Here is a 24,355-nt window from a genome sequence, read left to right as displayed (position 1 = left end):
CGCGCTCCCTCAGCGGGTTTCGTTGAACAGTTCGCGGCCGATCAGCATCCGGCGGATCTCACTGGTGCCGGCGCCGATTTCGTACAGCTTGGCGTCGCGCAGCAGGCGGCCGGCGGGGAATTCGTTGATGTAGCCGTTGCCACCCAGGATCTGGATCGCGTCGAGGGCCATCTGCGTGGCGCGTTCGGCGCTGTAGAGGATCACGCCGGCGGCGTCCTTGCGCGTGGTCTCGCCGCGCTCGCAGGCCTGGGCCACGGCATAGAGGTAGGCACGGCTGGCATTGAGTTGGGTGTACATGTCGGCGACCTTGCCCTGGATCAGCTGGAATTCACCGATGCTCTGGCCGAACTGCTTGCGGTCGTGGATGTAGGGCACGATCAGGTCCATGCACGCTTGCATGATCCCGGTGGGGCCGCCGGACAGCACCACGCGTTCGTAGTCCAGGCCGCTCATCAGCACTTTCACGCCGCCGTTGAGTACGCCGAGGATGTTTTCCTCGGGCACCGCCACGTCATCGAAAAACAGCTCGCAGGTGTTGGAGCCGCGCATGCCCAGCTTGTCGAATTTGTTGCTGCGGCTGAAACCCTTCCAGTCGCGCTCGACGATAAATGCGGTGATGCCGTGGGGACCCTTTTCCAGGTCGGTCTTGGCGTAGATCACGTAGGTGTTGGCGTCGGGGCCGTTGGTGATCCAGGTCTTGCTGCCGTTGAGTACATAGTGGTCGCCGCGCTTGTCGGCGCGCAGTTTCATCGAGACCACGTCGGAGCCGGCGTTCGGTTCGCTCATGGCCAGGGCGCCAACGTGTTCGCCGCTGATCAGTTGGGGCAGGTACTTGAGTTTCTGCGCGTGATTGCCGTTGCGGTTGATCTGGTTCACACACAGGTTGGAATGGGCGCCGTAGGACAACGCCACCGACGCCGAGCCGCGGCTGATCTCTTCCATGGCCACCACGTGGGCCAGATAGCCCAGGCCAGCGCCGCCGTATTCTTCCGGGACGGTGATGCCAAGCAGGCCCATGTCGCCGAACTTGCGCCACAGGTCGGCGGGGAACAGGTTGTCACTGTCGATTTGTGCCGCGCGGGGGGCGATTTCCTTGGCGACGAAGGACTGCACCTGGTCGCGCAGCATGTCGATGGTTTCGCCGAGGGCGAAGTTCAGGGACGGGTAACTCATGGACAGGCACCTTAATGTGAGCGTTGTTTTTATGTGGGTTCAACGCCGGGAGGAGGGCGCTCACCTTTACGTTAACGTAAGCTTGCGTTAAGGCGCTGTCAATCGTAGCTTACGTAAACGTCAACCTAACAAAAAAGACAATAGGGGTCGTTATGGAACAACCGAATCCGAGCTACAGCCGCGGTTCTCAGGACAAGACCTTGCTGGCCATGACGATTGGCCAGGCCTTTGATCAAACCGCTGCACAGTTTCCCGATGGCGAAGCCCTGGTAGTGCGCCATCAACAACGTCGCTACACCTGGCGCCAACTCGCTGAAACCGTTGACCTGCACGCCCGCGCCTTCCTCGCCCTGGGCATGCAAACCGGCGACCGCCTGGGGATCTGGGCGCCCAATTGCGCCGAGTGGTGCATCAGCCAGATCGCCAGCGCCAAGCTGGGCGTGATCCTGGTCAACATCAACCCGGCCTATCGCAGTAGCGAGTTGGAATACGTGCTCAAGCAATCCGGCTGTCAGTGGCTGGTGTGCGCCGGGGCGTTCAAGACCTCCGATTACCACGGGATGCTGCAGGCTTTGAAGCCGGACCTGCGTGGCATGATCAGTCTCGACCCCAGCCCGCCGTCGGGATTCCTGCCGTGGTCGCAGTTGGCGGCGCTCGGGGCAGGTATCCCGCCCGAACAGTTGCACTCCCGCCAGGCCAGCCTGCGCTTCGATCAGGCCGTGAATATCCAGTACACCTCCGGCACCACTGGCTTTCCCAAGGGTGCCACCCTCAGTCACCACAACATCCTCAATAATGGCTACATGGTCGGCGAAAGCCTGGGCCTGACCGCGCAGGATCGCCTGGTGATCCCTGTGCCGCTGTATCACTGTTTCGGCATGGTCATGGGCAACCTGGGCTGCATCACCCATGGCACCACCATGATCTACCCGAATGATGGCTTCGACCCGCTGTTGACCCTGACTGCCGTCGCCGAAGAACGTGCCACCGGCTTGTATGGCGTGCCCACCATGTTCATCGCCATGCTCGATCATCCGCAGCTTGGCGACTTTGATCTGTCCACCCTGCGCACCGGCATCATGGCCGGCGCCACCTGCCCCATCGAAGTGATGCGCCGGGTGATCAGCGAGATGCACATGAGCGAGGTGCAGATAGCCTACGGCATGACTGAAACCAGCCCGGTGTCTTTGCAAACCGGTGCGGATGACGACCTGGAGCGCCGCGTGACCACGGTTGGCCGCACCCAGCCGCAACTGGAAAGCAAGATCATCGACGCCGACGGCAACACGGTTGCGCGCGGTGAGATCGGCGAACTCTGCACCCGTGGCTACAGCGTCATGCTCGGCTACTGGCACAATCCCGACGCCACCCGCGAAGCGATCGACGACGCTGGCTGGATGCACACCGGCGACCTGGCAAGCATGGACGCCCACGGCTACGTGTGCATCGCCGGGCGCAACAAGGACATGATCATTCGTGGCGGAGAGAACGTGTACCCGCGTGAGCTTGAGGAGTTTTTCTTCACCCATCCGGCGGTGGCAGACGTGCAGGTCATCGGCATTCCCGACGAGCGATACGGTGAAGAGATCGTCGCCTGGGTCAAGTTTCATCCCGGCCATGTGGCCAACGCGCTGGAGCTGCAAACCTGGTGCAAGGGCCGCATTGCGCACTTCAAGACGCCCAGGCATTTCAAATTCGTGGATGAGTTTCCGATGACGGTGACGGGCAAGATCCAGAAATTCCGGATGCGCGAGATTTCGATGCAAGAGTTGCGCATGCAGCCCCCGTCACAGTGAGGCTCAATGTGGGAGCTGGCTTGCCTGCGATAGCGGTCTGTCAGTTACAGGTGTGTTGCCTGATCCGCCGCTTTCGCGGGCAAGCCCGCTCCCACATTTTGAATAGCGCGGTGTCAGGCAAATCGCTGAATCGCAGAAAGCACAAAGGGGACCCAAAGGTCCCCTTTAATTTGTCGTTACGTGCTCTTTTTTTATTATTGAGGGGCGGTCTATTGTTGTTTTTGGTAACCGTTACCCTTTACCGCTGTTTTTGGCGACCCCCATCCGGGGTCAAGAGCAAACGTATTTTTTTGAGCGCTGATCTGCTTCTTCGTACGCGATCCAACCAGTGGGTAGCTACCTGAAGGTAGTTTTATTGTTCTCTACTGGTCGCGGGTTTCGGCGATGCCGTTCCCTGCGAAGCACATCTTCTCCAAAAAAATCTGTTAGCTGCGTCTCTGCCGTGTTGTTTTTGTTATGTCAGAGTCGTTTCGTCTTATTTTTATTAGGTTTGGCGCTTTTTATTCTTGTTATGCCATAGAGATAGCAGGAGCCGTGCCAACTTTTAAAAATCCTTTAAAATCAATTACTTGGTTTTTGTGTGGGCAACAGCCTACGGCTAATGCGACAAAATATGTTCCCGTGTTACTCGATGTGTAGTCGTGCGGTAACACATTGTCACGGCTACGCTACTCAACTGGCCCTACGCGCCTTGGCTACTCGCGACCCCGTCGGCCGACCCAGCACGTGGCTGATTTGCTCACCCGCGCGAATCAACGCCTGCAGGTCGATACCGGTGTCGATACCCAGGCCGTTGAGCAGGTACAGCACATCTTCGGTGGCGACGTTACCACTGGCGCCCTTGGCGTAGGGGCAGCCACCGAGGCCCGCGATAGAGCTGTCGAACACATGGATCCCTTCCAGCAGGCTGGCGTAGATGTTCGCGATGGCCTGCCCATAGGTGTCATGGAAATGCCCGGCCAGCTTGTCCCGTGGCACCTGCGCGCCGACCACCTCGAACAACCGCCGCGTGGCCCCCGCTGTGCCGGTGCCGATGGTGTCGCCCAGGGACACCTCGTAGCAGCCCATGGCATACAACTCCCGTGCGACCGCGGCGACTTGCTCCGGCGCAATCTCGCCCTCGTAAGGGCAGCCCAGCACGCACGACACATAACCACGCACGCTGATGCCGTGCTGTTTGGCCGCGGCCATGATCGGCGCGAAACGTTCCAGGCTCTCGCTGATGGAACAGTTGATATTGCGCTGGGAAAACGCCTCGGATGCCGCCGCGAACACTGCGACTTCCTTCACCCCCGCGGCCAGCGCATCATCAAAACCACGCAGGTTCGGCGCGAGCGCGCCGTAGGTTACGCCGGGCTTGCGCTGGATCTGTGCGAACACCTCGGCCGACCCGGCCATCTGCGGCACCCATTTGGGCGAGACAAAGCTGCCGACTTCGATATAGCTCAAGCCTGCGGCGCTTAATGCGTCCACCAGTTGGACCTTGTCGGCCACGCTGATCGGCTGGGCTTCATTCTGCAAACCGTCGCGCGGGCCGACTTCCACCAGGCGCACATGGGAGGGGAGGGACATGGCAGTTACCTTCTGATCAATGGCCAACCTGGCTCATGGTGTGGGCCAGGGCCTGGGTGCAACGCTCTTCGGCGGTGTCCAGTTCCAGTTTCATCTGTTCGATGTCCAGCAGTTGCTGCTCCAACTGCTCACGGCGCTCGGCGATCTTGCTGAGCATGCTGTTGAGCTGGATGTGGTTGCCGCTGGTGGGGTCGTAGAGTTCGATCAGTTCGCGGCATTCGGCCAGGGAAAAACCGATACGCTTGCCACGCAGGATCAGCTTGAGGCTGACCTTGTCCCGCGCCGAGTAGATGCGCTCCTGGCCCCGGCGTTCCGGGGCCAGCAGGCCTTGTTCTTCATAGAAGCGAATGGCGCGGGTGGTGATGTCGAGCTCGCGGGCGAGGTCGGAGATGCTGTAGGTGGTACTCATGGCAGTGCCCAGGAAGAAGTCTTGGGCGCTAAGCTAATGGCTGCTTGACGTTAACGTCAAGCAGGTCGCCATCCGTAACAAGAGCGTTTGCCACAAAAAAGCCACTCAAGCCTGCTTGCCATCCAATTTCTTTTCGTGCGCCGTCACTTGCTGGCACAACTCGATCATCTGCTCGCGCATCCAGCGGTTCGCCGGGTCCTGGTCGGTGCTTTCGTGCCAGTAAAGATGGGTTTCCACCGGCGGCACGTCGTTCACCGGCAGGTTGAACCAGTGCAATTCATGACGGCGAGCGAAGCGTTCGGGCACGGTCATGACCATGTCGGTCTGCTGCAACACCTGCGACGCCATCAAATAATGCTGGGAACGCAGGGCGATCTTGCGTTGCAAGCCCATCTTGCCCAGTGCCAGGTCCACATGGCCCAAACCGTTGCGGCGGCTGGAGATATGAATGTGGGTCAGCCCCAGGTAATCATCCAGGGTCAGCTTGTCCTTGCCCGCCAGCGGGTGGCCCTTGCGCATCGCGCACACGTAGCGGTCTTCCATCAGCTTGACGTGGCGCACCTGGGGGTCGGTGTTGAGTGGCGCGTCCACGGCGAAATCCAGGCGCCCGGCAGCCAGTTCCTTGGTGGTTTCGCGGCGTTTGGACAGGAAACTCTCGATCACCACCGTGGGTGCCAGGCGGCGCAGGCGCTGGAACAGCGGCGGCAAAATCACCGCTTCGGTGAGGTCGGTCATGCTGATGCGGTAGGTCTTGGCCGCTTGCTGCGGGTTGAAGATGCGGCTTTCCTGCACCGACACCCGCAACAACGACAGCGCATTGCGCACCGGGCCGATGATGTTCTGAGCCATCGGTGTGGGCACCATGCCCTGGGCGGTGCGCACGAACAGCGGGTCGTTGAAGGTCTCGCGCAGACGCGCCAGGGCGTTGGACACCGCTGGCTGGGTGATGCCCACGATCTGCCCGGCGCGGGTCAGGTTGGCTTCGGTGTAGATCGCGTCGAAGACGATAAAGAGGTTGAGGTCGACCTTGCTCAGATTCATTTCGTTGCGCTCTTATTGTTAGGTGGTCATACGTCGATCATATATCGGTGATGAATGTTAATACACGCCGAGAATAGGCTAGGTAAATTATCAACGCTGTTCTAGCATCGATTGCATGACCTAAACAACCTCTCAGAGAAGGGAGCTGCTCATGGATTTCGCCTATTCGCCCAAGGTTCAGGAACTGCGTGAACGCGTCACTGCGTTTATGGATGCATACGTTTACCCCGCCGAGCCGGTGTTCGAACGCCAGGTCAGCGAAGGCGACCGCTGGCAGCCCACCGCGATCATGGAAGAGCTGAAAGCCAAGGCCAAAGCCGAAGGCCTGTGGAACCTGTTCCTGCCGGAATCCGAGCTGGGTGCCGGCCTGACCAACCTCGAATACGCGCCATTGGCCGAAATCATGGGCCGCTCCCTGCTGGGCCCGGAGCCGTTCAACTGCTCCGCCCCCGACACCGGCAACATGGAAGTGCTGGTGCGCTACGCCAACGAAGAGCAGAAACAACGCTGGCTGCAACCCCTGCTGCGCGGTGAGATCCGCTCGGCCTTCGCCATGACCGAACCGGACGTGGCCTCATCCGACGCCACCAACATGGCCGCCCGTGCCGAGCGCCAGGGCGACCAATGGGTGATCAACGGTAAGAAATGGTGGACCTCCGGCGCCTGTGATCCGCGCTGCAAGATCCTGATCTTCATGGGCTTGAGCAACCCCGACGCACCGCGCCACCAGCAGCATTCGATGATCCTGGTGCCGGTGGACACCCCTGGCGTGAAGATCGTGCGCCCGCTGCCGGTATTCGGCTACGACGACGCGCCCCACGGCCACGCCGAAGTGCTGTTCGACAACGTGCGGGTTCCGTACGAAAACGTCCTGCTCGGCGAAGGTCGCGGCTTCGAAATCGCCCAAGGCCGCCTTGGCCCAGGCCGTATCCACCACTGCATGCGCTCCATTGGCATGGCCGAGCGCGCATTGGAATTGATGTGCAAACGCTCGGTCAGCCGCACCGCGTTCGGCAAGCCATTGGCGCGCCTGGGCGGCAATATCGACAAGATTGCCGACTCACGCATGGAGATCGACATGGCACGCCTGCTGACCTTGAAGGCGGCGTACATGATGGACACCGTGGGCAACAAAGTGGCGAAAAGCGAAATCGCCCAGATCAAGGTGGTGGCGCCGAACGTGGCGTTGAAGGTGATCGACCGCGCGATCCAGATCCATGGCGGTGCGGGGGTGTCCAACGACTTCCCGCTGGCCTACATGTACGCCATGCAACGCACCCTGCGCCTGGCCGATGGGCCGGATGAAGTGCACCGGGCGGCGATTGGCAAGTTCGAGATTGGCAAGTATGTGCCCCGGGAGTTGATGCGCAGCGGGCAGTAAGTAGGAACGAGTCGCCTGCATTCGCGAGCAAGCCCGCTCCCACACTTTGATTTGTGAACACATTCAAAATGTGGGAGCGGGCTTGCTCGCGAAGAGGCCAGTGTTAACAACACAAAACCAGGGTTCAGTACACCCAAACCTCCACCCGCCGATTCTTGATCCGGCCCTCATCCGCCGTATTCGCCGCCACCGGCATCTGCGCGCCAAACCCGCGAATATCCCTTAGCACCACGCCGCTCTTGACCAGCTCGCGCCGCACCGCCATGCCCCGCAACTTCGACAGCAGCGCCGCACGCTGCGGGTCATTCTTGGCATCGCCAAAGCCCACCAGGGTGACTTGGCGGTCGAGCTTGTCGTGGCCTTTGAGATACGCCACCACTCGCTGCAAATCCTGGCGTGCCTTGTTGTCCAGGCTGGCACTGCCTTCTTCGAAACGAAAGTTCACGGTCAGGCGCTGGGCTTCACGGGCGATACGTTGATAGTCCTCAGGCATCGATGGGCGCGGTTCCACGGCCATCGCCTGCACCCGCTGCGCGATAAACCCGTTGGCGGCGACAATCGCCTGGCCCTTGCTGCTCTGGCTAAAGTCGACCAGCGCCTTGGCCCACGGGTTGTGGCTGGACGGCGGCAGATAGAAAAACAGTCGGCGCGACAGTGGGTAGTCCTCGGTGGCGATCAGGCTGTTGAGCGGTAACATCGACTGCGAGTCACCATCGACAATCGCCACGGCCTTGGCCTGGCGCACATAGGGCAGGCCGATAAAGCCGATACCCTGGGGGTCCTGACTCACGGCATCGGACAGCTGTTCACTGGACTCGAAGCGTTTGGCCGACGCCGCCAGCGGTTTGCCGCGCAGGCGCAGCACCAGTTCCTTGAAGGTGTCGTAGGTGCCGGACTGGTCATCCCGCGCATATAAATGAATGGCGCCGCCGACACCGCCCAAGGCCTCCCAGGTGGTCACTTCACCGTTGAAGATCTGCGCCAGTTGCTCGGTGTTCAGGCTGGCCAACGGGTTCTGTGGGTTGAGGATGATGGCCAGGCCGTCGATGGCGATGACCTGCTCGGCGTCGGGGCTTTTCAGGTCGCCGAGGGGCTCGAGCTCGACCAGTTCGCCGTCCTTGATCGGGCGGGATGACGCGGCCAGGTCGGCGCTGGATTTTTTCAGCGCGGCAAACCCGGTGCTGGAGCCGTGGGCGGCGATCTCGATCAATACGGTTTTGCCTTGGCGATTCTTGCCCAGTACCCGCAGCTCATTGGCGCCGTCGCCGGGTTCGCTGTGCACCGCCTGCAAGCCCTGGTGCTCCATCAACCCCTTGACCAACGCCGGCCCCAGTGCCGCGCCAATGGTGTTGGAGCCCTGGATGCGCAAAGCGGGGCCTTGATCGGGAACGGGCAGGGCGGCGCACACCGCGTGGAGGGGAAACAGAGTCAGCAGGAACAGAGCGCGCAGCCGCATGCCGGCACCTTCTTGGGCCAAAGGGAGTGCCGCGAGAATAAGTCAGTAAGATTGCGTAAATATGACAGGTGTTCACAGGGCAAAAATGTGGGAGCGGGCTTGCCCGCGAAAGCGCAATGTCAGAACAATATGCACTGACGGACCCACCGCATTCGCGGGCAAGCCCGCTCCCACAGTTGATTGGTGTTGATGCTCAATAGGCGCTCGGCTGGAGATCGCCCAGGCATTGCCAATCCCCTGTGGGAGTTAGCGAGGCTGCGAAGGCGGTGGGACTGTCGGTGGAGATGTTGCCTCCACCATAGAATCTCCCACACCAGCCAGCTCCCACGGGTTGACTGGGTGCAACCTGAGATCAGCTCAATTCAAGCCAGATCGGTGCGTGATCAGACGGCTTTTCCAGCCCGCGCAATTCGTAATCCACCCCCGCATCCTTGACCCGTGACAGCAAGCCATTGGACGCCATGATCACGTCAATCCGCAGCCCGCGCTTGGGCTCATCCTCGAACCCCCGGCTACGGTAGTCGAACCAGCTGAAACGATCGGCCACATCCGGGTTCAGGTGACGGAAGCTGTCCACCAGGCCCCAGTTCTTCAGGCGCGCCATCCACTCACGCTCTTCCGGCAGGAAGCTGCACTTGCCGGTTTTCAGCCAGCGCTTGGCGTTGTCCGGGCCGATGCCGATGTCGATGTCTTCCGGCGAGATGTTGATGTCGCCCATCACCACCAACGGCTGGTCATTGCTGAACTGGCTTTCCAGCAGCTGTTGCAAGTCTTCATAGAAGCGCTGCTTGGCGGGGAACTTGGTCGGGTGGTCGCGGCTTTCACCTTGTGGGAAATAGCCGTTCATGATGGTGATCGGAGTGCCGTGCTCGTCGGCGAAAGTGCCCCAGATAAAACGGCGCTGGGCGTCTTCTTCATCACTGGCGAAACCTTTGTGCAGGCTCAATGCCGGCTTGCGCGAAAGCAGGGCCACGCCGTAGTGGCCTTTTTGGCCGTGGTAGTACACGTGATAGCCAAGAGCCTGCACTTCGGCCAGGGGGAACTGGTCGTCGTGGACCTTGGTTTCCTGCAGGCCGATCACATCCGGTTGATGCTTTTCAATCAGCGCCGCCAACTGATGTGGGCGGGCGCGCAGCCCATTGATATTGAAGGAGACGATTTTCATGGTCGGCAGTCCAGTCTGGGCAAAAGGGCGATGCTAGCCGACAAGTCGGACGGGGGCCAGCGTGGCGGTAGGATGGATGCACTGCTAATGTCTGGGAACGACTGGAGTCGCGTAGGTTCGTACCCATAAGAACGCCATCCTTTTCAATGGCGCCCAGGGAGATCAACTGTATGCCGGACACGTCCACTGCCACCGCCGAAATTCGCCTGCTCAACAGCGGCTATTCCCGCGAGGCCCGCTCCCTGTTGTACCAGGCCTATCGGCATGAGCCGACGTTCGCCTACATCTTCGAAGCCGAACGTCCCGGTTATGAACAGCGGGTACGCGCCACCGTGCGCGAACTGGTCAAGCAGCATTTTTTCCAGAAGCTTCCCGCCATCGGCCTGTTCGTCAACGACCGCCTGATCGGCATCGCGCTGATCGCCCCCCCGCAGCGCCGCCTGGGGATCACCGAGAGCTGGGCCTGGCAGATCCGCATGTGGCTGAGCACCGGGGTGCGTGGCACCCGGCGTTACCTCGACTACCACCACGCGGTGCTGGCCTGTCTGCCCGGCGACGCGGTGCATATGCTGCCGCTGTTGGGTATTCACCCGCAATTCCAGGGCAAACACTACGGCGAGCAACTGCTGGAGGCGGTGCACAATTGGTGCGCCGAAGACCCGCACTCATCCGGTGTGGTGCTGGACACTGGGAATTCTCGCTATCTGGAGTTCTATAAACGCCAGGGCTATGAGGAGATTGGTGAAGTCGCCGTAGGACCTGTGCTGGAACATGTTTTTTTCCACCCCAATCCCCAGGCGTTACATGCTGCAACGGCTTAGCGCAGAATTTTTCAGATTCATCCGAGTTCTAAGAAGCTCCCAAGCTCGTGTAGCATCCGCGCCTATGAAGTTTCCAGGAAGATTTACCAGCGGCTTGATTCTGCTGTTCACAAGCTGCGGCGCGTTGGCGCAAAGCGAATTGGACGTGCGCATCAAGCCCTCAAACGACGCGTTGAAAGCCAACATCGAAGGCTACATCGGCGGGGTGGGCGATCGTGATGAAGAGGCCTTGCTGCGGTTCAGCCGTGGCGCCGAGGAGCAGGCGCGTAAAGCGGCACAGGCCCTGGGCTTCTATCAGCCACAGATCGAGAGCGACGTGAAGGGCGGCAAGAACCCGCGCCTGATCCTCACCATCGACCCCGGCGAACCGGTGCATTTGCGCGACGTGACCATTCGGGTCGACGGCCAGGCCGCGAACCTCAAGGCATTTCGCGTGCCCGCCAGCGACGACCTCAAACCCGGCGCCGTGCTCAACCACGGCCATTACGAAGACGCCAAGCGTCTGATCCAGAACCAGGCCTCGCGCTACGGCTTTTTCAGTGGGCGCTTTACCAGCCAGAAACTCGCGGTGGACCCTAAGGCGGGTGTCGCCGACATCGAACTGATCTATGACAGCGGTCCGCGTTATACCTTGGGCCAGGTCAACTTCAAGGGCGACACGCCGTTCGACGAAGAACTGCTGCAACGCATGGTGCCGTTCAAAAGCGGCGCTCCCTACGATTCCGAACTGATCGCCGAGCTCAACCAGAACCTGCAAGCCAGCGGCTTTTTCGAAGGCGTGCGCGTGGACGCCGCGCCCGCCGCCTCGGCCAACGATGTGATTCCGGTAGCCGTGCAACTGCAGACCCGCAAGCCACGCACCATGGGCCTTGGCCTGGGTTTTTCGACCGACGTCGGCCCACGTGGCAAGGCCAACTGGACACGTCACTGGGTCAACCCCCAGGGCCACAGTTACGGCTGGGAAGCCGAATTGTCGGCTCCTCGGCAGAACGTCGGGCTGTGGTACGACATCCCGCTGGACCCGCCCCTCACCGACAAACTGCGCTTCGCCGGTGGCTATCAGAACGAAGAACTGGCCAACACCGACACCCTGAGTAAATTGCTCACCCTCGGCCCCGAATGGCACAGCAAGCTGCCCAGCGGCTGGACCCGGGTGATCTCGCTCAAATACCAGCGCGAAGAATATCGCCTGGGCAATGATTCCGGCCTCAGCAACCTGGTGATGCCGGGCATCAACTATTCCTACCTGCGCAGCGACAACCGCATCGACCCGCACCACGGCTACCGCCTGCAATTTGATTCCAAGGTGGCCAAAGAAGGCCTGGGCTCCGACACCAACCTGCTTTACGGCACGGCCATGGTCAAAGGCCTGACCACCTTGTGGGACAACCATCGCTTCCTTGCGCGCGCCCAGGTCGGCGGCAGTGCCACCAATGGCTACAAGTCAGTGCCGCCGTCGCTGCGTTTCTTTGCCGGTGGCGACCAGAGCGTGCGCGGCTACGAATACCAGACGTTGTCCCCCGAAAACGACCGCGGCGACCGCATTGGCGGCCGCTATATGGTGGCCCTGAGCGCCGAGTATCAATATTCCATCGCCGAGAAATGGCGGATCGCAACGTTTATCGACCAGGGCAACTCGTTTAATACCCTGGAAATGCCCAGCTTGAAGACCGGCGTGGGCGTCGGCATCCGTTGGGTTTCGCCGGTGGGGCCGATCCGCCTTGACCTGGCCCATGCCCTCGAAGATCCGGGCGGCGTTCGTTTGCACTTTTCCATGGGGCCTGAGTTGTGATGCGTGGTGTGAAAATAGCGGGGCTGGCCATAGTGGCGATCCTCGCCGTGCTGTTGCTGGCCCTGTGGGCGGTACTCGGCACCCAGGCGGGCAGCCGCTGGGCCTTGGGCCGTGTGCCGGGCTTGACCGTGGAGAATTTCCAGGGCCATTTGGGTGGTCGCTGGAGCGCCGAACACCTGTTGTGGCAACAGGACAGCAGCCGCGTCGAGCTCAAGGCGCCGACAGTGGATTGGTCGCCCGCGTGCCTGTTGCGCATGACCTTGTGTGTCAACCAACTGGACGTGGAGCAGGTCAGCCTGCAATTTCCACCCTCCACCGAGCAAAGCAGCGGGCCGATCCAATTGCCCGAGTTGAAACTGCCCGTGGCGATCCAGTTGGGCGACGTTCGTGTCGGCAGCCTGCTGTTCAACGGCAGCGAAGAACTCAAGGGCCTGCAACTGGCCGCGCACTGGACCGTCGCAGGTATGCAGATCGATTCAGTGCACCTGCAACGCGACGATTTGGTACTGGACCTGGCTGGCCTGCTGCAACCCACCGGCGATTGGCCATTGAGCGTTACCGGCAACCTGAGCCTGCCTTACGCGCCAGGCGGCGCGCCCTGGACTGTCGCGCTGAAAGTCGAAGGCGACCTGCTCAAGACCCTCAAGCTCGACGCCGACAGCAGCGGTTACCTGCCCGCCAAGCTCAACGGCGAGCTGCAACCCCTGGCGGACAACCTCCCGGCACAGGTGCAGATCACCGCCGATGGCTTCAAGCCCAGCGCCGACTTGCCCGACACCCTGCAACTCAATCAACTCGAGCTCACGGCCAAGGGCGACCTGAAAAGCGGCTACCAACTGCTGGGCAAAGCCGTACTGCCCGCGGAAAAAGGCCCGGTGGACCTGCTGCTGCAAGGCAAGGTCGACGCCAAGGGCGCGCAGATCGCCGGCCTGGACCTGACGGCAGGCGATAAACAAAGCCTCAAGCTCACGGCCCAATTGGATTGGCAGCAAGGCTTCAGTGCCGACGCCAAGATCGATTGGCTGGACTTCCCGTGGCATCGCCTGTACCCGGTGATCGACGAACCGCAGGTGGCGTTGCGTACGTTTAACGGTGAGATTTCCTACAAGGACGGCAACTACCTGGGCAACCTCAAGGCCGACCTCGACGGTCCCGCCGGCAAGTTCAATGTGGTCACGCCGTTCAGTGGCGACCTCCAGCAAATCTTCCTGCCCGAACTCAAGCTCACCGCCGGCCAAGGCAAGGCCGAAGGCCACTTGAACGTGCAGTTCGCCGACGGCATCGCCTGGGACACCGCACTCGACCTGTCGGCGCTGAACCCGGCGTACTGGGTCGCGGAACTGCCCGGCACCCTCGCCGGACCGTTGCGCAGCAAGGGCGAGTTCAAGAACGAGCAGCTCAAGCTGAACGCCGACCTTGACCTCAAGGGGCGCCTGCGTGGGCAAACCGCCGTACTCGCGGCCAAGGCCGAAGGTGCCGCTGATCAATGGACCCTGGCCAACCTGGATATACGCCTGGGCGACAACCGCATCAACGGCAGCGGCAGCCTGCAACAACGCCTCGCCGGGCAGATCGACATCAAGCTGGCGCGCCTGGCCCAGCTGTGGCCGCAGTTGCGGGGGCAAATCAACGGGCGTCTCGACGTGGCCGGTAGCCTCAACGCGCCCCAAGGCAAACTCGGCCTCAAGGGTCAGCAACTGGCCTTTGCCGACAATCGCCTGCAAAGCCTGAGCCTCGACGCCACATTGGATAGCGCCCAGCGCGCGAAGATCGACCTCAAGGGCAGCGGCATCCAATCCGGTGACACCCAGGTCGGCACCCTGACCGCCAGCGCCGCAGGCGACATCAAGAACCAGAAGGTCCAACTCGACCTGGCCGGCCCGCTGGTCAAACTCGCCCTGGCGTTGGACGGCAACCTCGACAAAGGCAACTGGCGCGGGCGCCTGGCCAGTGGCGATGTGCAAGCCGGCGGCCAGGACTGGAAGCTGCAAGCCCCGGCGAAAATCGAGCGCATGGTCGACGGCAAGTTGACCTTCGCCGCGCACTGCTGGGTGTCCGGCCCTGCCAGCCTGTGCGGTGAAGACCAGCGCCTGATGCCCGAGCCCAAGCTGCGTTATCACCTCAAGCAATTCCCCATCGACAGCCTGGCGGCGTTTCTGCCCAAGGACTTCGCCTGGCAGGGCAAGCTCAACGCCGACCTCCAACTGGACCTGCCCGACAGCGGCCCCAAGGGCGTGATCGCGGTGGATGCCGGCAGCGGCACCTTGCGCGTGAAGGACAAAGACCAGTGGTTGGACTTCCCCTACGACACCTTGAAGCTGGAAACCACCCTCAACCCCAAGCGCATCGACACCCAGCTGAACTTCCATGGCGGCAAACTCGGTGAACTGACGGTGCAGGCACAGATCAACCCATTGCCGAAAAACAAGCCGATCACCGGCAACTTCAGCCTGGTCGGGCTGGATCTGGCGGTGGCGCGGCCGTTTGTGCCGATGGTGGAAACCCTCAGCGGCAAGCTCAACGGCAACGGACGTATCTCCGGCGGCCTGCTCGCGCCGCAGGTCAACGGCAACGTCAATCTGGTGGGGGGCGAAGTGTCCGGCCCGGAACTGCCGATCAGCCTTGAGGGCCTCAACGTGCAGGCGCTGATTGCTGGCGAGAGCGTGCAACTCAACGGTGGCTGGCGCAGTGGCAAGGCCGGGCAGGGCAGCCTCAAAGGCCGGATCGACTGGGGTCGCGCCCTGGCGGTGGACCTCAGCCTGCAAGGCTCGCAATTGCCGGTCACGGTGGAGCCTTACGCCGTGCTCGAAGTGGCGCCCGACCTGAAAATCAGCCTCAAGGATGACAAGCTGGCCATCGCCGGCAAGGTGCAGATCCCACGCGGTGACATCACCGTGCGGGAGTTGCCGCCGTCCACGGTCAAGGTCTCCGGCGACACCGTGATCATCGGCAGCCAGACCGAAGAGGGCAAACCGCCGATGGCCATGGCGATGGACATTGATGTGGCGGTGGGCGAAGACAAGCTCAACTTCTCCGGCTTTGGCCTCACCGCCAAGGTGCAGGGGCACGTGCACATCGGCGACAACCTCGACACCCGTGGCGAGCTGTGGCTCAACGATGGCCGCTACCGTGCCTATGGGCAGAAGCTCGATGTGCGTCGCGCGCGGTTGCTGTTCGCAGGCCCCTTGGATCAGCCGTACCTGGACATCGAAGCGATCCGCAAGACCGACGACATCATCGCCGGTATCCGTCTGAGCGGCAGCGCCGAGCAGCCCACCACGCAAATCTTCTCCGAGCCGGCCATGAGCCAGGAGCAGGCGTTGTCCTACCTGGTGCTGGGGCGTCCGCTGACCACCACCGGCGAAGACAACAATATGCTCGCCCAAGCCGCACTGGGGCTGGGCTTGATGGGCAGCGCCGGGGTTACGTCGGACCTGGCGAAGAACCTGGGTATCCAGGACTTTGAACTCGACACCCAAGGCAGCGGCACCACCACGGCGGTGGTGGCCAGCGGCAAGATCACCGAGAAACTCAGCCTGCGCTACGGGGTGGGGGTGTTTGAACCGGCGAGCACGATTGCGCTGCGGTATCTGTTGAGCAAGAAGGTGTACCTGGAAGTGGCGAGTGGCGTGGCCAGCTCCCTGGACATCTTCTACAAACGCGACTTTTGAGTCATACACAGTAAAAAATGTGGGAGCGGGCTTGCTCGCGAATGCGGTGGATCAGCCAATGAATCTGTTGACTGACATACCGCATTCGCGAGCAAGCCCGCTCCCACATTGAGTTATTGGTGTTCCTGAAATTGTGGGGTGCACTTCAAGTCCACCCGCTCATAATTGAGCGCCTTGTTGCGTTCCCCTAACGCATAGTTCGCCTGGCACTGCTGCTCCCCCCACTTGATCACCAACGTGCCCGTATCCTGCTCAACCAAGGCCAGCGCCTTGCCGTTGGGATCGGAAATCGCCATCTGCTTGCCCGCCGTGTCTTCCAGCGAAGCACCAAACGGGATCGGCTGTTGCTTGGCATCGAACAGCGCGAACTGCACGCGGCGCCCGGTCTTGCTGACATAGCGCGCCAACACCACGGCACCGCGACGCGGCACCACTTGTTGGGTGGCGTTGTCGATCTCGATATCGGCGCCCAGGTCACGGGTGTCAAGGCTGATCCAGTTGACCCGATAGGGCTGCGCATTGGGCACTACCGCGTAGCCATTGCTGCCGGTCTTGGCCCCGGAAAAACTGCCGATCTTCACTCCGCTCACGCCTTCGACTTGCGCCAGCGCAAAGGTCTCGCCCACGGTTTGCCCCAGGTTGATCCCGCCGCCGTGGCCTACTACCGAGCCGGCCAGGTTGAGGCTCTGCGAGTTGTAGCCACGGCCCTGGCTGTAACTGGCGCTGACATCCATCACCGAGGTACGGGTGCTGAGGTTGGCCGAGCCGGTGCTGCCACCGGTGCTGCTGTTGCCGCCTTGCAGCGAGTAATAGGTGTCGCTGTTTTCCGTGAGGTAGCCGTTGATACCGACTTGCGCGGTGTCGTTGTCTTTCTGTGTGCTGGCGGAGACAAAGGCCCTCGGCGCGCGGGGTGTCGAGCCGAGCGGGAAGGACAATGACAGGTTGACCAGGGTGTCATTGTTCGACGGCCCGGCGTTGCCCACATCCTTGGTGTAGGTGGCGGCAACGTTGTAGCTCACCTCACCCCAATAGTTGCTGTAGCCCGCCGACAGGCTTTGCGAGCCGCCACGGCTCCAGTAGCGCTGGTCGCTGGCGTTCACGTAGAGGCTGCCATATTGCTGGTTGCGGCCCAGGCTCTGGTTGACGGTCAGGTCAGTGCGGGTTTTTGAGTTGCCGGTGCGCCGTTGGCCGTCGCTGCTCAGTTCCTCGACGTGTTCGGTGAGGGTGCGATAGCCCTCGGTGGAGTAGCGGTAGGCGGCGAGGGTGAAGCTGGTGTCGGTGCCGGTAAACGTCTTGGCATACAAGGCGCGCAGGCTGTTACCCGTGACGGCCTGGCCGAAGGTGCGGCTGGCGGAGTGGGTCATGTCCAGCGACACGGCGCCGATCGGCGTGTTGCGCCCGACACCCACGGACATCGCCTGGAAGTCCTGGCTGGCCTGCACGCCGACGATGCCGGACAAGTTGCTGCTGATGCCGTAGGCCAGGGTGCTGCTGACAAACTGTGGCGACTGTTGCCCGTCGCTGTTGCTGTTGTATTGGCCCGCCGACAGGCTGTATTTGAGTTGGCCTTCGCGCACCATGATCGGCAGGCTGGAAAACGCCTGCACCGTGACCCGGCGGCTGCCATCGGCTTCGATCACGGTGATTTCAAGGTCGCCGTTGGAGCCGCTGGGGTAGATGTCGCTGATCTCGAACGGGCCCGGCGGCACGTTGGCGGTGTAGAGGATGTAGTTGTTCTGGCGGATCTCCACAGTGGCGCTGGTTTGCGCGATACCGCGGATGATCGGCGCATAGCCGCGCTCGCTGTCGGCGCGCATGCCATCGTCGGAGCCCAGCTTGACCCCGCGATAGCGCACGCTGTCGAACAGGTCGGCGTCGGAGAAAATATCCCCGGCGCTGAACTGGCCCTTCAGCGCGGTCACGTCGTGTTGCACGTAGGTGCGGTTGCTCTTGAACGTGCTCGGGCGGTCGGTGCTGCTGTTGAAGTTGGATTCGTTGCGCAACCGCCAGCCGCCCAGGTTGATCCCGTTGCGCAGGCCGAGGTTGTTGGACAGGGTATTTTGCGCCTCGGTGCTGTTGCGGTTGCTGCTCAACTGGTAGTTGATGAATGCCGCCGACACGCCGGCATCCCACAGCGCCGGGTCCACGTAACCACGGCGGCCACGCTCCATGGCGATCTGCGGCACACTCACCAGCAGGCGCAGGCGCGGCACGTCGTAGCGCATGCTGGCACCGGGGATCAACGTGGGCAGGTCGAGGCAGGCGTCAGGGTCGCTGCCTTCGAGCTTGCCGCTGGCCTGTAGCTTGGCGATATCGACACCCAGTTGTTGCACCATATCCAGGGTCAGGCAGGCCTCGATCCTGCCGTTGCCGGGGTTGCGTCGGAAGTCGATATCGCGACGGCCCACCAGGGTTTCGTTGCCATACAAGTCCACCCGGTAGTTACCGGGTAGTACGTTGCTACTGGCCAGCAACGATTGCAGATCGACCGAGGAGGCCGCGCCTTGCAGAAAGGAGGTATTGAACTGTTCCTCACCGTCGGCTTGGCATGCCGTGCTGAAACCCAGGGCAACCAGCAGCGGCGACCATCCGTTGCGCTTGATTAAAAACATGCAGGAACCCTATATCACCTCCGATACGAACTAACGGAGCGAAGAGAAATACAGTGAAAGTGCGTTTGCCAGAATGGCAGACGGGTTATGGCGATTCTTTATTCAACGTGGCGCGGCTGTCGGCGCTGTTTGAAAGGCGTGCGGTGTATCGGTCTTGTGCGCCATAGTCATTAATGCTGCTGAACAACAATGTTGGCGAACTGTCCCGGCTTAGTTGTTTGAGGGGGAACTCTTTTTGTTCGCCGGGCGCGATCATCATCGAATCAAAAGGATGTTCTTTGACGCCGCCGGCATGCAGGGTGATTTCGGCAATTGACACGTGATACAGGCCCGGGTTGGTCACCACCAGCACCGGCTTGCCGGCACGCTCGGCCAGGCTCCACATCAGCTCGGTCGGTGCCAGGTAGGCCTCGTTCTTCATGCCCGCAGGGCGGAAGAACAGCTTGATGCGCTGGCGTACGGCCAGTTGCAGGGTGTTCTGCAGTTTCGAAGCCTGGGGGATCTCCTGCACATTGAGCCACACCATCGACTCGCGGTCGGTTGGCATGCCCTGGCCTTCGTAGATCACCCGCAGCAGTTGCTGCTCTTCACCATTGATTCGTGCCAGGGGCGGGGTCACGGCAAACGGTGCGGATGGAGCGTTGTCAGTGTCGACCCATGACTGGATCAACACGGTTTCGCCGTTGTTACGCACGGTAATACCGGCTTCTTTATGCGTGCCGTCGAAGATCAGGCGGGTGCTGCTCAATGAAATGCCGGCCGTGGCCGAGTTAGCCGCAAGCAGGCCCAACAGGCCCACGCAGAGGGATAGAGTGTGACGATAAAACATGATGGCTACCGCGCTGTTGAATGAAAGTGCAGGGCCGTATGGCCCTGCACTGTGCCTGGGCGTTCGCGCGGGTTATTCGTATTGCAGCGTGAACGGCAGGGTGGCGTCGCCGCGACCAGCCACGGCCGTTTTGGCATCGGCGGTGGTAACGTAGGCGGCCGAGAATTTCAGCGTGGTATTGCTGTCTTGCAGGGTGTTCTCGATCTTTGCAGTGGCCGGGGTGCTCAAGTCGATCAAGGCACCGTTGGCATCGAGCAGGGCGATACCGACGTTCTTGGCGGCGCCCAGGCCGTCGATCAGTTTCAACACCTTGGTTCCGGCAACGATGCCCGAGCCCGCGCCTTTGGTCGGTTCGAACAGCATTGCCACTTTGGTGCCGGCGTTGCAGCTGATCTTCATGTCGAAGTTCTCTGCGCTCAGGGTGCCGGTGCCTTGCGGTGCGGTGGCGGTGCCCATGTCCTTGATCGACACTTCACCCATGTTCACCGAAATGGTTTTGTTCAAACCAATGCCTTCCACCGAGCAAGCATCGTTGTTGATGGAGCCGGTGAAGTTGATGGTGCCGCTACCAGCCTTGGTCGGTGTGGCAGGCGGGTCGACGGCGAACGCATTGCCGGCGGCAAAGATCGACAGGGCCAGAAGTGTCCGAGAGAGCTGTTTCATGTTGTTTTCCATGCTGGGAGTTGAAACAACACAATAAAGCCCTGGCCATTAGTTAGACATCAGACGATCCTTAGAAATCCGATTGTTTGAATAAGGGCTAGTTGAACAAGTTGCGTTCTATGCAATAAGCCAATAAGTCCTGGTCGCTGGTAACTTCCAACTTGCGCATCGCCGCCACTTTTTGCGTGCTGATGGTCTTGGCACTTCGGTTCAAGCCCCGGGCGATTTCATTGACACTTTGTCCGGCCACGAACAAACGCAGGATCTCGTGTTCCTTGGGCGACAACCGGGTAAACCGCTCATTCAAATCGGCGCCGGACTCCATCACCGACGTCGGTAGCGGCCCGCTGCTGCGGATCGGATTGCCCCGGGCGATGGCCTTGAGCGCCGCCTGGATCTCATTGTGCAGCTGGTTCTTCTGGATCACGGCCAGTACGCCCAATTCCTGCAAGCGCGTCAGGATCAGCGGGTTGGAGATCATCGTCAGCACCAGCACGCGCACCTTGGGAAAGCGCCGCACCAGGTACTCCACCAGTTTCAGGCCATCGCCGTAGGGCGAGTCCGCCGGCATGTTGAAGTCGGTGATCACCAGGTCAACGGCGGTGTTTTCCAGCAGCGTCACCAATTCGTTGGAGCACACGGCTTCGCCCACCACGCGAAAACGCTCATCGCGCTCGACCAGTTCCCGTACCCCGACCAGCACGATGGGGTGATCGTCTGCAATGACTACGTTGAGGGTTTCCATGGGGTGATTATCCAGAGTGAGGTTATTCAAAGGTGTCGAGCAATGCCGTGAGGCTCGTCAGTTTGCGCCTCACCTCCAAGGCCAGGGCGGGCGTGACGGCCATGCCGGCCAGGCGAAGTTCCAGCTCGACAAAGGCATTGGCCATATCACCGAGCTGCACGGCGCCGAGGGCACCGGCCATGCTGTGCAGTTGTTGTGCAGCGCCATTGGCGTCTTGGTTGTCCAGTGCGGCCAGGGTGGTGTGCACGTCCTGACGCAGCGTGGTGACAAACAGTTCGCGCATCTTGGGCGACAGCGCCGGCATCTCGACGACGGCGGGCACTTCGATCTTGCAGTGTTGTTGCAATTGCGCACGCAGGTTGGCGAGGTTCAGCGGCTTGACCATCCACCCATTCATGCCGACGGCTGTGCAGTGTTCGCCTTCTTCGCGCATGGCATTGGCGGTCACCCCGATAATCGGCAGTGTGGCGTCGCGCCGGCGCAATGCCTCGGCCAACTGGTAACCGTTCATCACTGGCATATTCACGTCGGTCAGCACCAGGTCGAAGCGTCCGGACACCCATTGGGTCAGTGCCTGTTCGCCGTTGGCGGTGAGTACCACCGAGCAGCCCAGGGCTTCCAGTTGTTCCTGGATGATGGCCGCGTTGATCACGTTGTCTTCGGCCACCAGCACGTGCAGGTTCAGCGGGCGTGCCTGGGCGGATGGCGCGGGGCGCTGGCCGGCGTCGGCGCCGTATTGCGCCAGGTAGATCGCCCAGGCAATGGCGCGTACATCGTCGGCGTCGACCGCCCAATCACCGCCGCAGCGTTGCGCCGGGTTCGGCCCTCCGGCGCTGGCGATAATGCGTGTGCCGGGCCATGCCGGATTGTCGGTGAAGTCCACCAACACGGCGCAGGCGGGCAGGTCGGTTGCCAGCGCGCGGCTGTCGAGACCCAGGCGTTTGAGCCAATCGATCATGTGTTGCGCCCGCTCCGGTTCCAGTGCGCGCACGTAGACAGCCGGCGTACCGGGGCTGAAGGCCGGACAGTCGGCCAACGTGCCTGGCACGGGCTTTAGTGCAACTTGCAGGGTAAAGCTGCTGCCCAGGCCGGGTTCGCTGACCACCTTCAGTTGCCCGTGCATGAGCTCGCACAGCCATTTGCAGATCGCCAGGCCCAGGCCGGCACCGGCCTGGCTGGTGGCATCTTCGGCCTGGTAGAACGGGTCGAACAGTTGTTGCTGCTGTGCTTGGGAAATGCCCACGCCGGAGTCGCTGACTTGCCAGTCCAGGTCGATCCGCCCATCGCTGGTTTCCAGGCCGCGCAGGCGCAGGACCACGCGCCCGTTGTCGGTGAACTTGATCGCATTGCTCAGCAGGTTATTGAGGATCTGGCGGATCCGCAGCGGGTCACCGCACACCCTGTCCGGCAGGTTCGCGTCGATGCAGGCATACAGCTGCAAGCCCTTGGAGCGGGCGAACGCGCTGTAGGTGCGCACACAGTCTTGCGTCAATTCCAGCGGGCAGAAATCCTGGAGTTCGAGGGTCATTTGCCCGGCTTCGATCTTCGACACATCCAGCACGTCGCTGATCAACTGGAACAGGGTGGTGGACGAACGCTGGATGGTCTGCAGGTAATCCTGCTGACGTGGCGCGAGCGAGGTCAGGCCGAGCAGCTCCAGGGTGCCCAGCACGCCATACAGCGGTGTGCGGATTTCATGGCTCATGGTCGCGAGGAAGCGGCTCTTGGCCTGGTTCGCCGAATCGGCCGCCTGGCGGGCGTCCTCCAGGGCGGCGGCATCTTCGATGTGCCGGGTGACGTCGTGCACTGCACACAACCACGCGTCCTGGCCCTGGTAACGGGTGGGCACGAAGGCCACGTGCAGGTGGTGGCCGTCACTTTCAAGGTCGGCCTGGCCCGGCACGGTGTGCGGCTGCTGTTTGAGCAACTCGAACAAGGCGCGGGCGTCCCGCCATTGCTGGGCCCGCTGGTTTTGCAGGAGGACATGATGATCGCTGCGGCGGATCACGCACAGGCCGGTCGGCGCGGTGTCGATGACCGCGCGGCTGAACGCCTCGCTTTCGGCGATGCTGGCGTGGGCCTGATGGGCAGGCAACACCACCCGTGCCGTGTACCAACGGTTGAAGGCGCGGCTGCAGCCCAGCATCGCCAGCGCCACGGCCAGCAGGCACAGTAGTGGCCACAGCGCGTAGTCGAGGAAGCGTTGCAGGCTGATCACGTAGATCGCCGTCCAGGGCTGGCCGTCCTGGCTGGTCAGCTTGAACACCAGGCCGTCGCGGGTGACATTCACGCCCTCGTTCAGCACTTGGCCGGGCTTCACCGCGCCAGTCAGTGTCATGCCGGCTGGGGTGATCAAGGTGAAGTTGTCGTAGATCGACCACTGCATCAAGCGCTCGATGTGATTGACCTTGGCCAGGTCCAGCAGAGAGGCCACCACCACCCAGGTGTTGGCGCCGTCGATGGTCAGCGCGGTCGAGGCCAGGTTGATGTCGACATAGCCCAGCAGCACGGGCGCACCGTTGTGATCGGGTGTGGGGGCGTAGGGTTCCCAGTGCACTTGATGATCCGTCCGCGACGAATTCTGTGCGTGCAGGCGTTCGCTCAACTGGGTCAGCACGTCCAGCAGCGCACCGACGGGCACCTGGCCGCCATCGCGCAGCCGGCCGGTGGCGGGCACGCTGATGTCGAAGTTGTCCGGGCTGTTGACCACCATTACCTGGGGCGACTGATAGTGAGAGGCGGCCCAGAATGCGCTGTAGTAAGCCGACAAGTAGGTGCCGAGGGCGAACACCTTGGGGTACTCGGCGGCGGCGATCTTGTCCGGGTTGATTTTCAGGCTGTAGGGCAGGGAAAACGGCAGCCCGCGACCCTCATAGATATTCGGTCCTTCTTCGGGCAGCGGCTTTTGCGCAACGGGTGGGAGCAGGGCCGAAGGGTTGAGTTCGCCCTGGATACTGCCCCGCGAGACTTCGTGCAGGAAGGCTTCCTGCTCGTGGATATTCTCCATCAGCCGGGCGAAATGGAATTGCAGGGTTTCATGCTGCTCCTGGACCATGCGTTGCACCCCCAGGTAGCTGATACCCAGCAGCAACAGCACCAAGGCTCCCAATACCTGCAAGCCTTTGTTCAGGCGCAGTGAACTGCTGGTGAGTTTCTCCAGGAAGGCATTGGGGGGATGCATGACGCGGTGACCTCGCAAGCTAACGGTGTTGTTCCACACCCGGCAGCC

The 24,355-nt window shown here is 61.6% G+C and carries 16 protein-coding genes; 5 read left to right on the top strand and 11 right to left on the bottom strand.

The window, feature by feature from the left end; translation table 11 throughout:
- Positions 1 to 9 precede the first annotated feature (9 nt).
- Positions 10 to 1,173: an isovaleryl-CoA dehydrogenase gene (locus PSH81_RS16850; protein ID WP_226456424.1), complete on the bottom strand. Its 1,164-nt coding sequence runs from the start codon at positions 1,171 to 1,173 to the stop codon at positions 10 to 12.
- A gap of 152 nt (positions 1,174 to 1,325) precedes the next feature.
- Between PSH81_RS16850 and PSH81_RS16845 the strand changes: the two genes are divergently transcribed.
- Entirely contained in the window at positions 1,326 to 2,969 is a 1,644-nt protein-coding gene (locus PSH81_RS16845) for an AMP-binding protein (protein WP_305391126.1), read from the top strand.
- Between the two features lie 672 nt (positions 2,970 to 3,641).
- On the opposite strand, the gene PSH81_RS16840 is transcribed toward PSH81_RS16845, so the two are convergent.
- From PSH81_RS16840 to PSH81_RS16830, 3 genes are all read right to left on the bottom strand, one after another.
- On the bottom strand, positions 3,642 to 4,541 hold the full coding sequence (locus tag PSH81_RS16840; RefSeq protein WP_305391125.1) for a hydroxymethylglutaryl-CoA lyase: 900 nt from the start codon (positions 4,539 to 4,541) through the stop codon (positions 3,642 to 3,644).
- Positions 4,542 to 4,557: 16 nt separating this feature from the next.
- Entirely contained in the window at positions 4,558 to 4,950 is a 393-nt protein-coding gene (locus tag PSH81_RS16835; RefSeq protein WP_017737716.1) for a MerR family DNA-binding transcriptional regulator, read from the bottom strand.
- A 105-nt stretch (positions 4,951 to 5,055) separates the two neighbouring features.
- Complete coding sequence (locus tag PSH81_RS16830) at positions 5,056 to 5,991, bottom strand: LysR family transcriptional regulator (protein WP_192296618.1); 936 nt, start codon at positions 5,989 to 5,991, stop codon at positions 5,056 to 5,058.
- 151 nt (positions 5,992 to 6,142) lie between these two features.
- On the opposite strand from PSH81_RS16830, the gene PSH81_RS16825 reads away from it, so the two are divergent.
- A complete protein-coding gene (locus PSH81_RS16825; protein ID WP_226456421.1) occupies positions 6,143 to 7,372 on the top strand; it encodes an acyl-CoA dehydrogenase in 1,230 nt (409 codons plus the stop codon).
- A gap of 124 nt (positions 7,373 to 7,496) precedes the next feature.
- Here PSH81_RS16825 and PSH81_RS16820 read toward each other — a convergent pair whose 3' ends face one another.
- Positions 7,497 to 8,828: a substrate-binding domain-containing protein gene (locus tag PSH81_RS16820; protein ID WP_226456420.1), complete on the bottom strand. Its 1,332-nt coding sequence runs from the start codon at positions 8,826 to 8,828 to the stop codon at positions 7,497 to 7,499.
- A gap of 352 nt (positions 8,829 to 9,180) precedes the next feature.
- Complete coding sequence (gene xthA, locus PSH81_RS16815) at positions 9,181 to 9,993, bottom strand: exodeoxyribonuclease III (RefSeq protein ID WP_192296615.1); 813 nt, start codon at positions 9,991 to 9,993, stop codon at positions 9,181 to 9,183.
- 170 nt (positions 9,994 to 10,163) lie between these two features.
- On the opposite strand from xthA, the gene PSH81_RS16810 reads away from it, so the two are divergent.
- The 3 genes from PSH81_RS16810 to PSH81_RS16800 all read left to right on the top strand — a co-directional run bounded on the left by PSH81_RS16810 (position 10,164) and on the right by PSH81_RS16800 (position 16,277).
- Positions 10,164 to 10,814, top strand: a complete 651-nt coding sequence (locus tag PSH81_RS16810) for an N-acetyltransferase (protein WP_305391124.1) — start codon at positions 10,164 to 10,166, stop codon at positions 10,812 to 10,814.
- Positions 10,815 to 10,878: 64 nt separating this feature from the next.
- Complete coding sequence (locus PSH81_RS16805; protein ID WP_305391123.1) at positions 10,879 to 12,606, top strand: autotransporter assembly complex family protein; 1,728 nt, start codon at positions 10,879 to 10,881, stop codon at positions 12,604 to 12,606.
- Positions 12,606 to 16,277 (top strand): translocation/assembly module TamB domain-containing protein, encoded by a 3,672-nt coding sequence (locus tag PSH81_RS16800; RefSeq protein WP_305391122.1) that lies wholly within the window; start codon positions 12,606 to 12,608, stop codon positions 16,275 to 16,277. The genes PSH81_RS16805 and PSH81_RS16800 overlap by 1 nt, the downstream gene beginning before the upstream one ends.
- A gap of 113 nt (positions 16,278 to 16,390) precedes the next feature.
- Here the strand turns inward: PSH81_RS16800 and PSH81_RS16795 are convergent, their stop codons facing one another.
- From PSH81_RS16795 to PSH81_RS16775, 5 genes are all read right to left on the bottom strand, one after another.
- Positions 16,391 to 18,889: a fimbria/pilus outer membrane usher protein gene (locus PSH81_RS16795; RefSeq protein ID WP_305391121.1), complete on the bottom strand. Its 2,499-nt coding sequence runs from the start codon at positions 18,887 to 18,889 to the stop codon at positions 16,391 to 16,393.
- Between the two features lie 85 nt (positions 18,890 to 18,974).
- Positions 18,975 to 19,718 (bottom strand): molecular chaperone, encoded by a 744-nt coding sequence (locus PSH81_RS16790; RefSeq protein WP_305391120.1) that lies wholly within the window; start codon positions 19,716 to 19,718, stop codon positions 18,975 to 18,977.
- A 72-nt stretch (positions 19,719 to 19,790) separates the two neighbouring features.
- Positions 19,791 to 20,381 (bottom strand): fimbrial protein, encoded by a 591-nt coding sequence (locus PSH81_RS16785; protein ID WP_305391119.1) that lies wholly within the window; start codon positions 20,379 to 20,381, stop codon positions 19,791 to 19,793.
- 97 nt (positions 20,382 to 20,478) lie between these two features.
- Positions 20,479 to 21,126, bottom strand: a complete 648-nt coding sequence (locus PSH81_RS16780) for a response regulator (protein WP_305391118.1) — start codon at positions 21,124 to 21,126, stop codon at positions 20,479 to 20,481.
- 22 nt (positions 21,127 to 21,148) lie between these two features.
- The gene (locus PSH81_RS16775) at positions 21,149 to 24,307 is read right to left on the bottom strand and encodes a hybrid sensor histidine kinase/response regulator (RefSeq protein ID WP_305391117.1); all 3,159 of its coding nucleotides are present in this window, start codon (positions 24,305 to 24,307) and stop codon (positions 21,149 to 21,151) included.
- Positions 24,308 to 24,355 lie beyond the last annotated feature (48 nt).

Origin of the sequence: Pseudomonas sp. FP2335, assembly GCF_030687535.1 — a bacterium.
Taxonomy (GTDB): Bacteria; Pseudomonadota; Gammaproteobacteria; order Pseudomonadales; family Pseudomonadaceae; genus Aquipseudomonas.
Note: the sequence above shows the minus strand (reverse complement) of the source record. Positions and strands in the feature narration are given on the sequence as shown.

What these genes read in the sequence shown, in the direction of transcription:
- PSH81_RS16850 (WP_226456424.1), bottom strand. Translation starts at nt 1,173, where the DNA reads ATGAGTTACCCGTCCCTGAACTTCGCCCTCGGCGAAACCATCGACATG.
- PSH81_RS16845 (WP_305391126.1), top strand. Translation starts at nt 1,326, where the DNA reads ATGGAACAACCGAATCCGAGCTACAGCCGCGGTTCTCAGGACAAGACC.
- PSH81_RS16840 (WP_305391125.1), bottom strand. Translation starts at nt 4,541, where the DNA reads ATGTCCCTCCCCTCCCATGTGCGCCTGGTGGAAGTCGGCCCGCGCGAC.
- PSH81_RS16835 (WP_017737716.1), bottom strand. Translation starts at nt 4,950, where the DNA reads ATGAGTACCACCTACAGCATCTCCGACCTCGCCCGCGAGCTCGACATC.
- PSH81_RS16830 (WP_192296618.1), bottom strand. Translation starts at nt 5,991, where the DNA reads ATGAATCTGAGCAAGGTCGACCTCAACCTCTTTATCGTCTTCGACGCG.
- PSH81_RS16825 (WP_226456421.1), top strand. Translation starts at nt 6,143, where the DNA reads ATGGATTTCGCCTATTCGCCCAAGGTTCAGGAACTGCGTGAACGCGTC.
- PSH81_RS16820 (WP_226456420.1), bottom strand. Translation starts at nt 8,828, where the DNA reads ATGCGGCTGCGCGCTCTGTTCCTGCTGACTCTGTTTCCCCTCCACGCG.
- xthA (WP_192296615.1), bottom strand. Translation starts at nt 9,993, where the DNA reads ATGAAAATCGTCTCCTTCAATATCAATGGGCTGCGCGCCCGCCCACAT.
- PSH81_RS16810 (WP_305391124.1), top strand. Translation starts at nt 10,164, where the DNA reads ATGCCGGACACGTCCACTGCCACCGCCGAAATTCGCCTGCTCAACAGC.
- PSH81_RS16805 (WP_305391123.1), top strand. Translation starts at nt 10,879, where the DNA reads ATGAAGTTTCCAGGAAGATTTACCAGCGGCTTGATTCTGCTGTTCACA.
- PSH81_RS16800 (WP_305391122.1), top strand. Translation starts at nt 12,606, where the DNA reads ATGCGTGGTGTGAAAATAGCGGGGCTGGCCATAGTGGCGATCCTCGCC.
- PSH81_RS16795 (WP_305391121.1), bottom strand. Translation starts at nt 18,889, where the DNA reads ATGTTTTTAATCAAGCGCAACGGATGGTCGCCGCTGCTGGTTGCCCTG.
- PSH81_RS16790 (WP_305391120.1), bottom strand. Translation starts at nt 19,718, where the DNA reads ATGTTTTATCGTCACACTCTATCCCTCTGCGTGGGCCTGTTGGGCCTG.
- PSH81_RS16785 (WP_305391119.1), bottom strand. Translation starts at nt 20,381, where the DNA reads ATGAAACAGCTCTCTCGGACACTTCTGGCCCTGTCGATCTTTGCCGCC.
- PSH81_RS16780 (WP_305391118.1), bottom strand. Translation starts at nt 21,126, where the DNA reads ATGGAAACCCTCAACGTAGTCATTGCAGACGATCACCCCATCGTGCTG.
- PSH81_RS16775 (WP_305391117.1), bottom strand. Translation starts at nt 24,307, where the DNA reads ATGCATCCCCCCAATGCCTTCCTGGAGAAACTCACCAGCAGTTCACTG.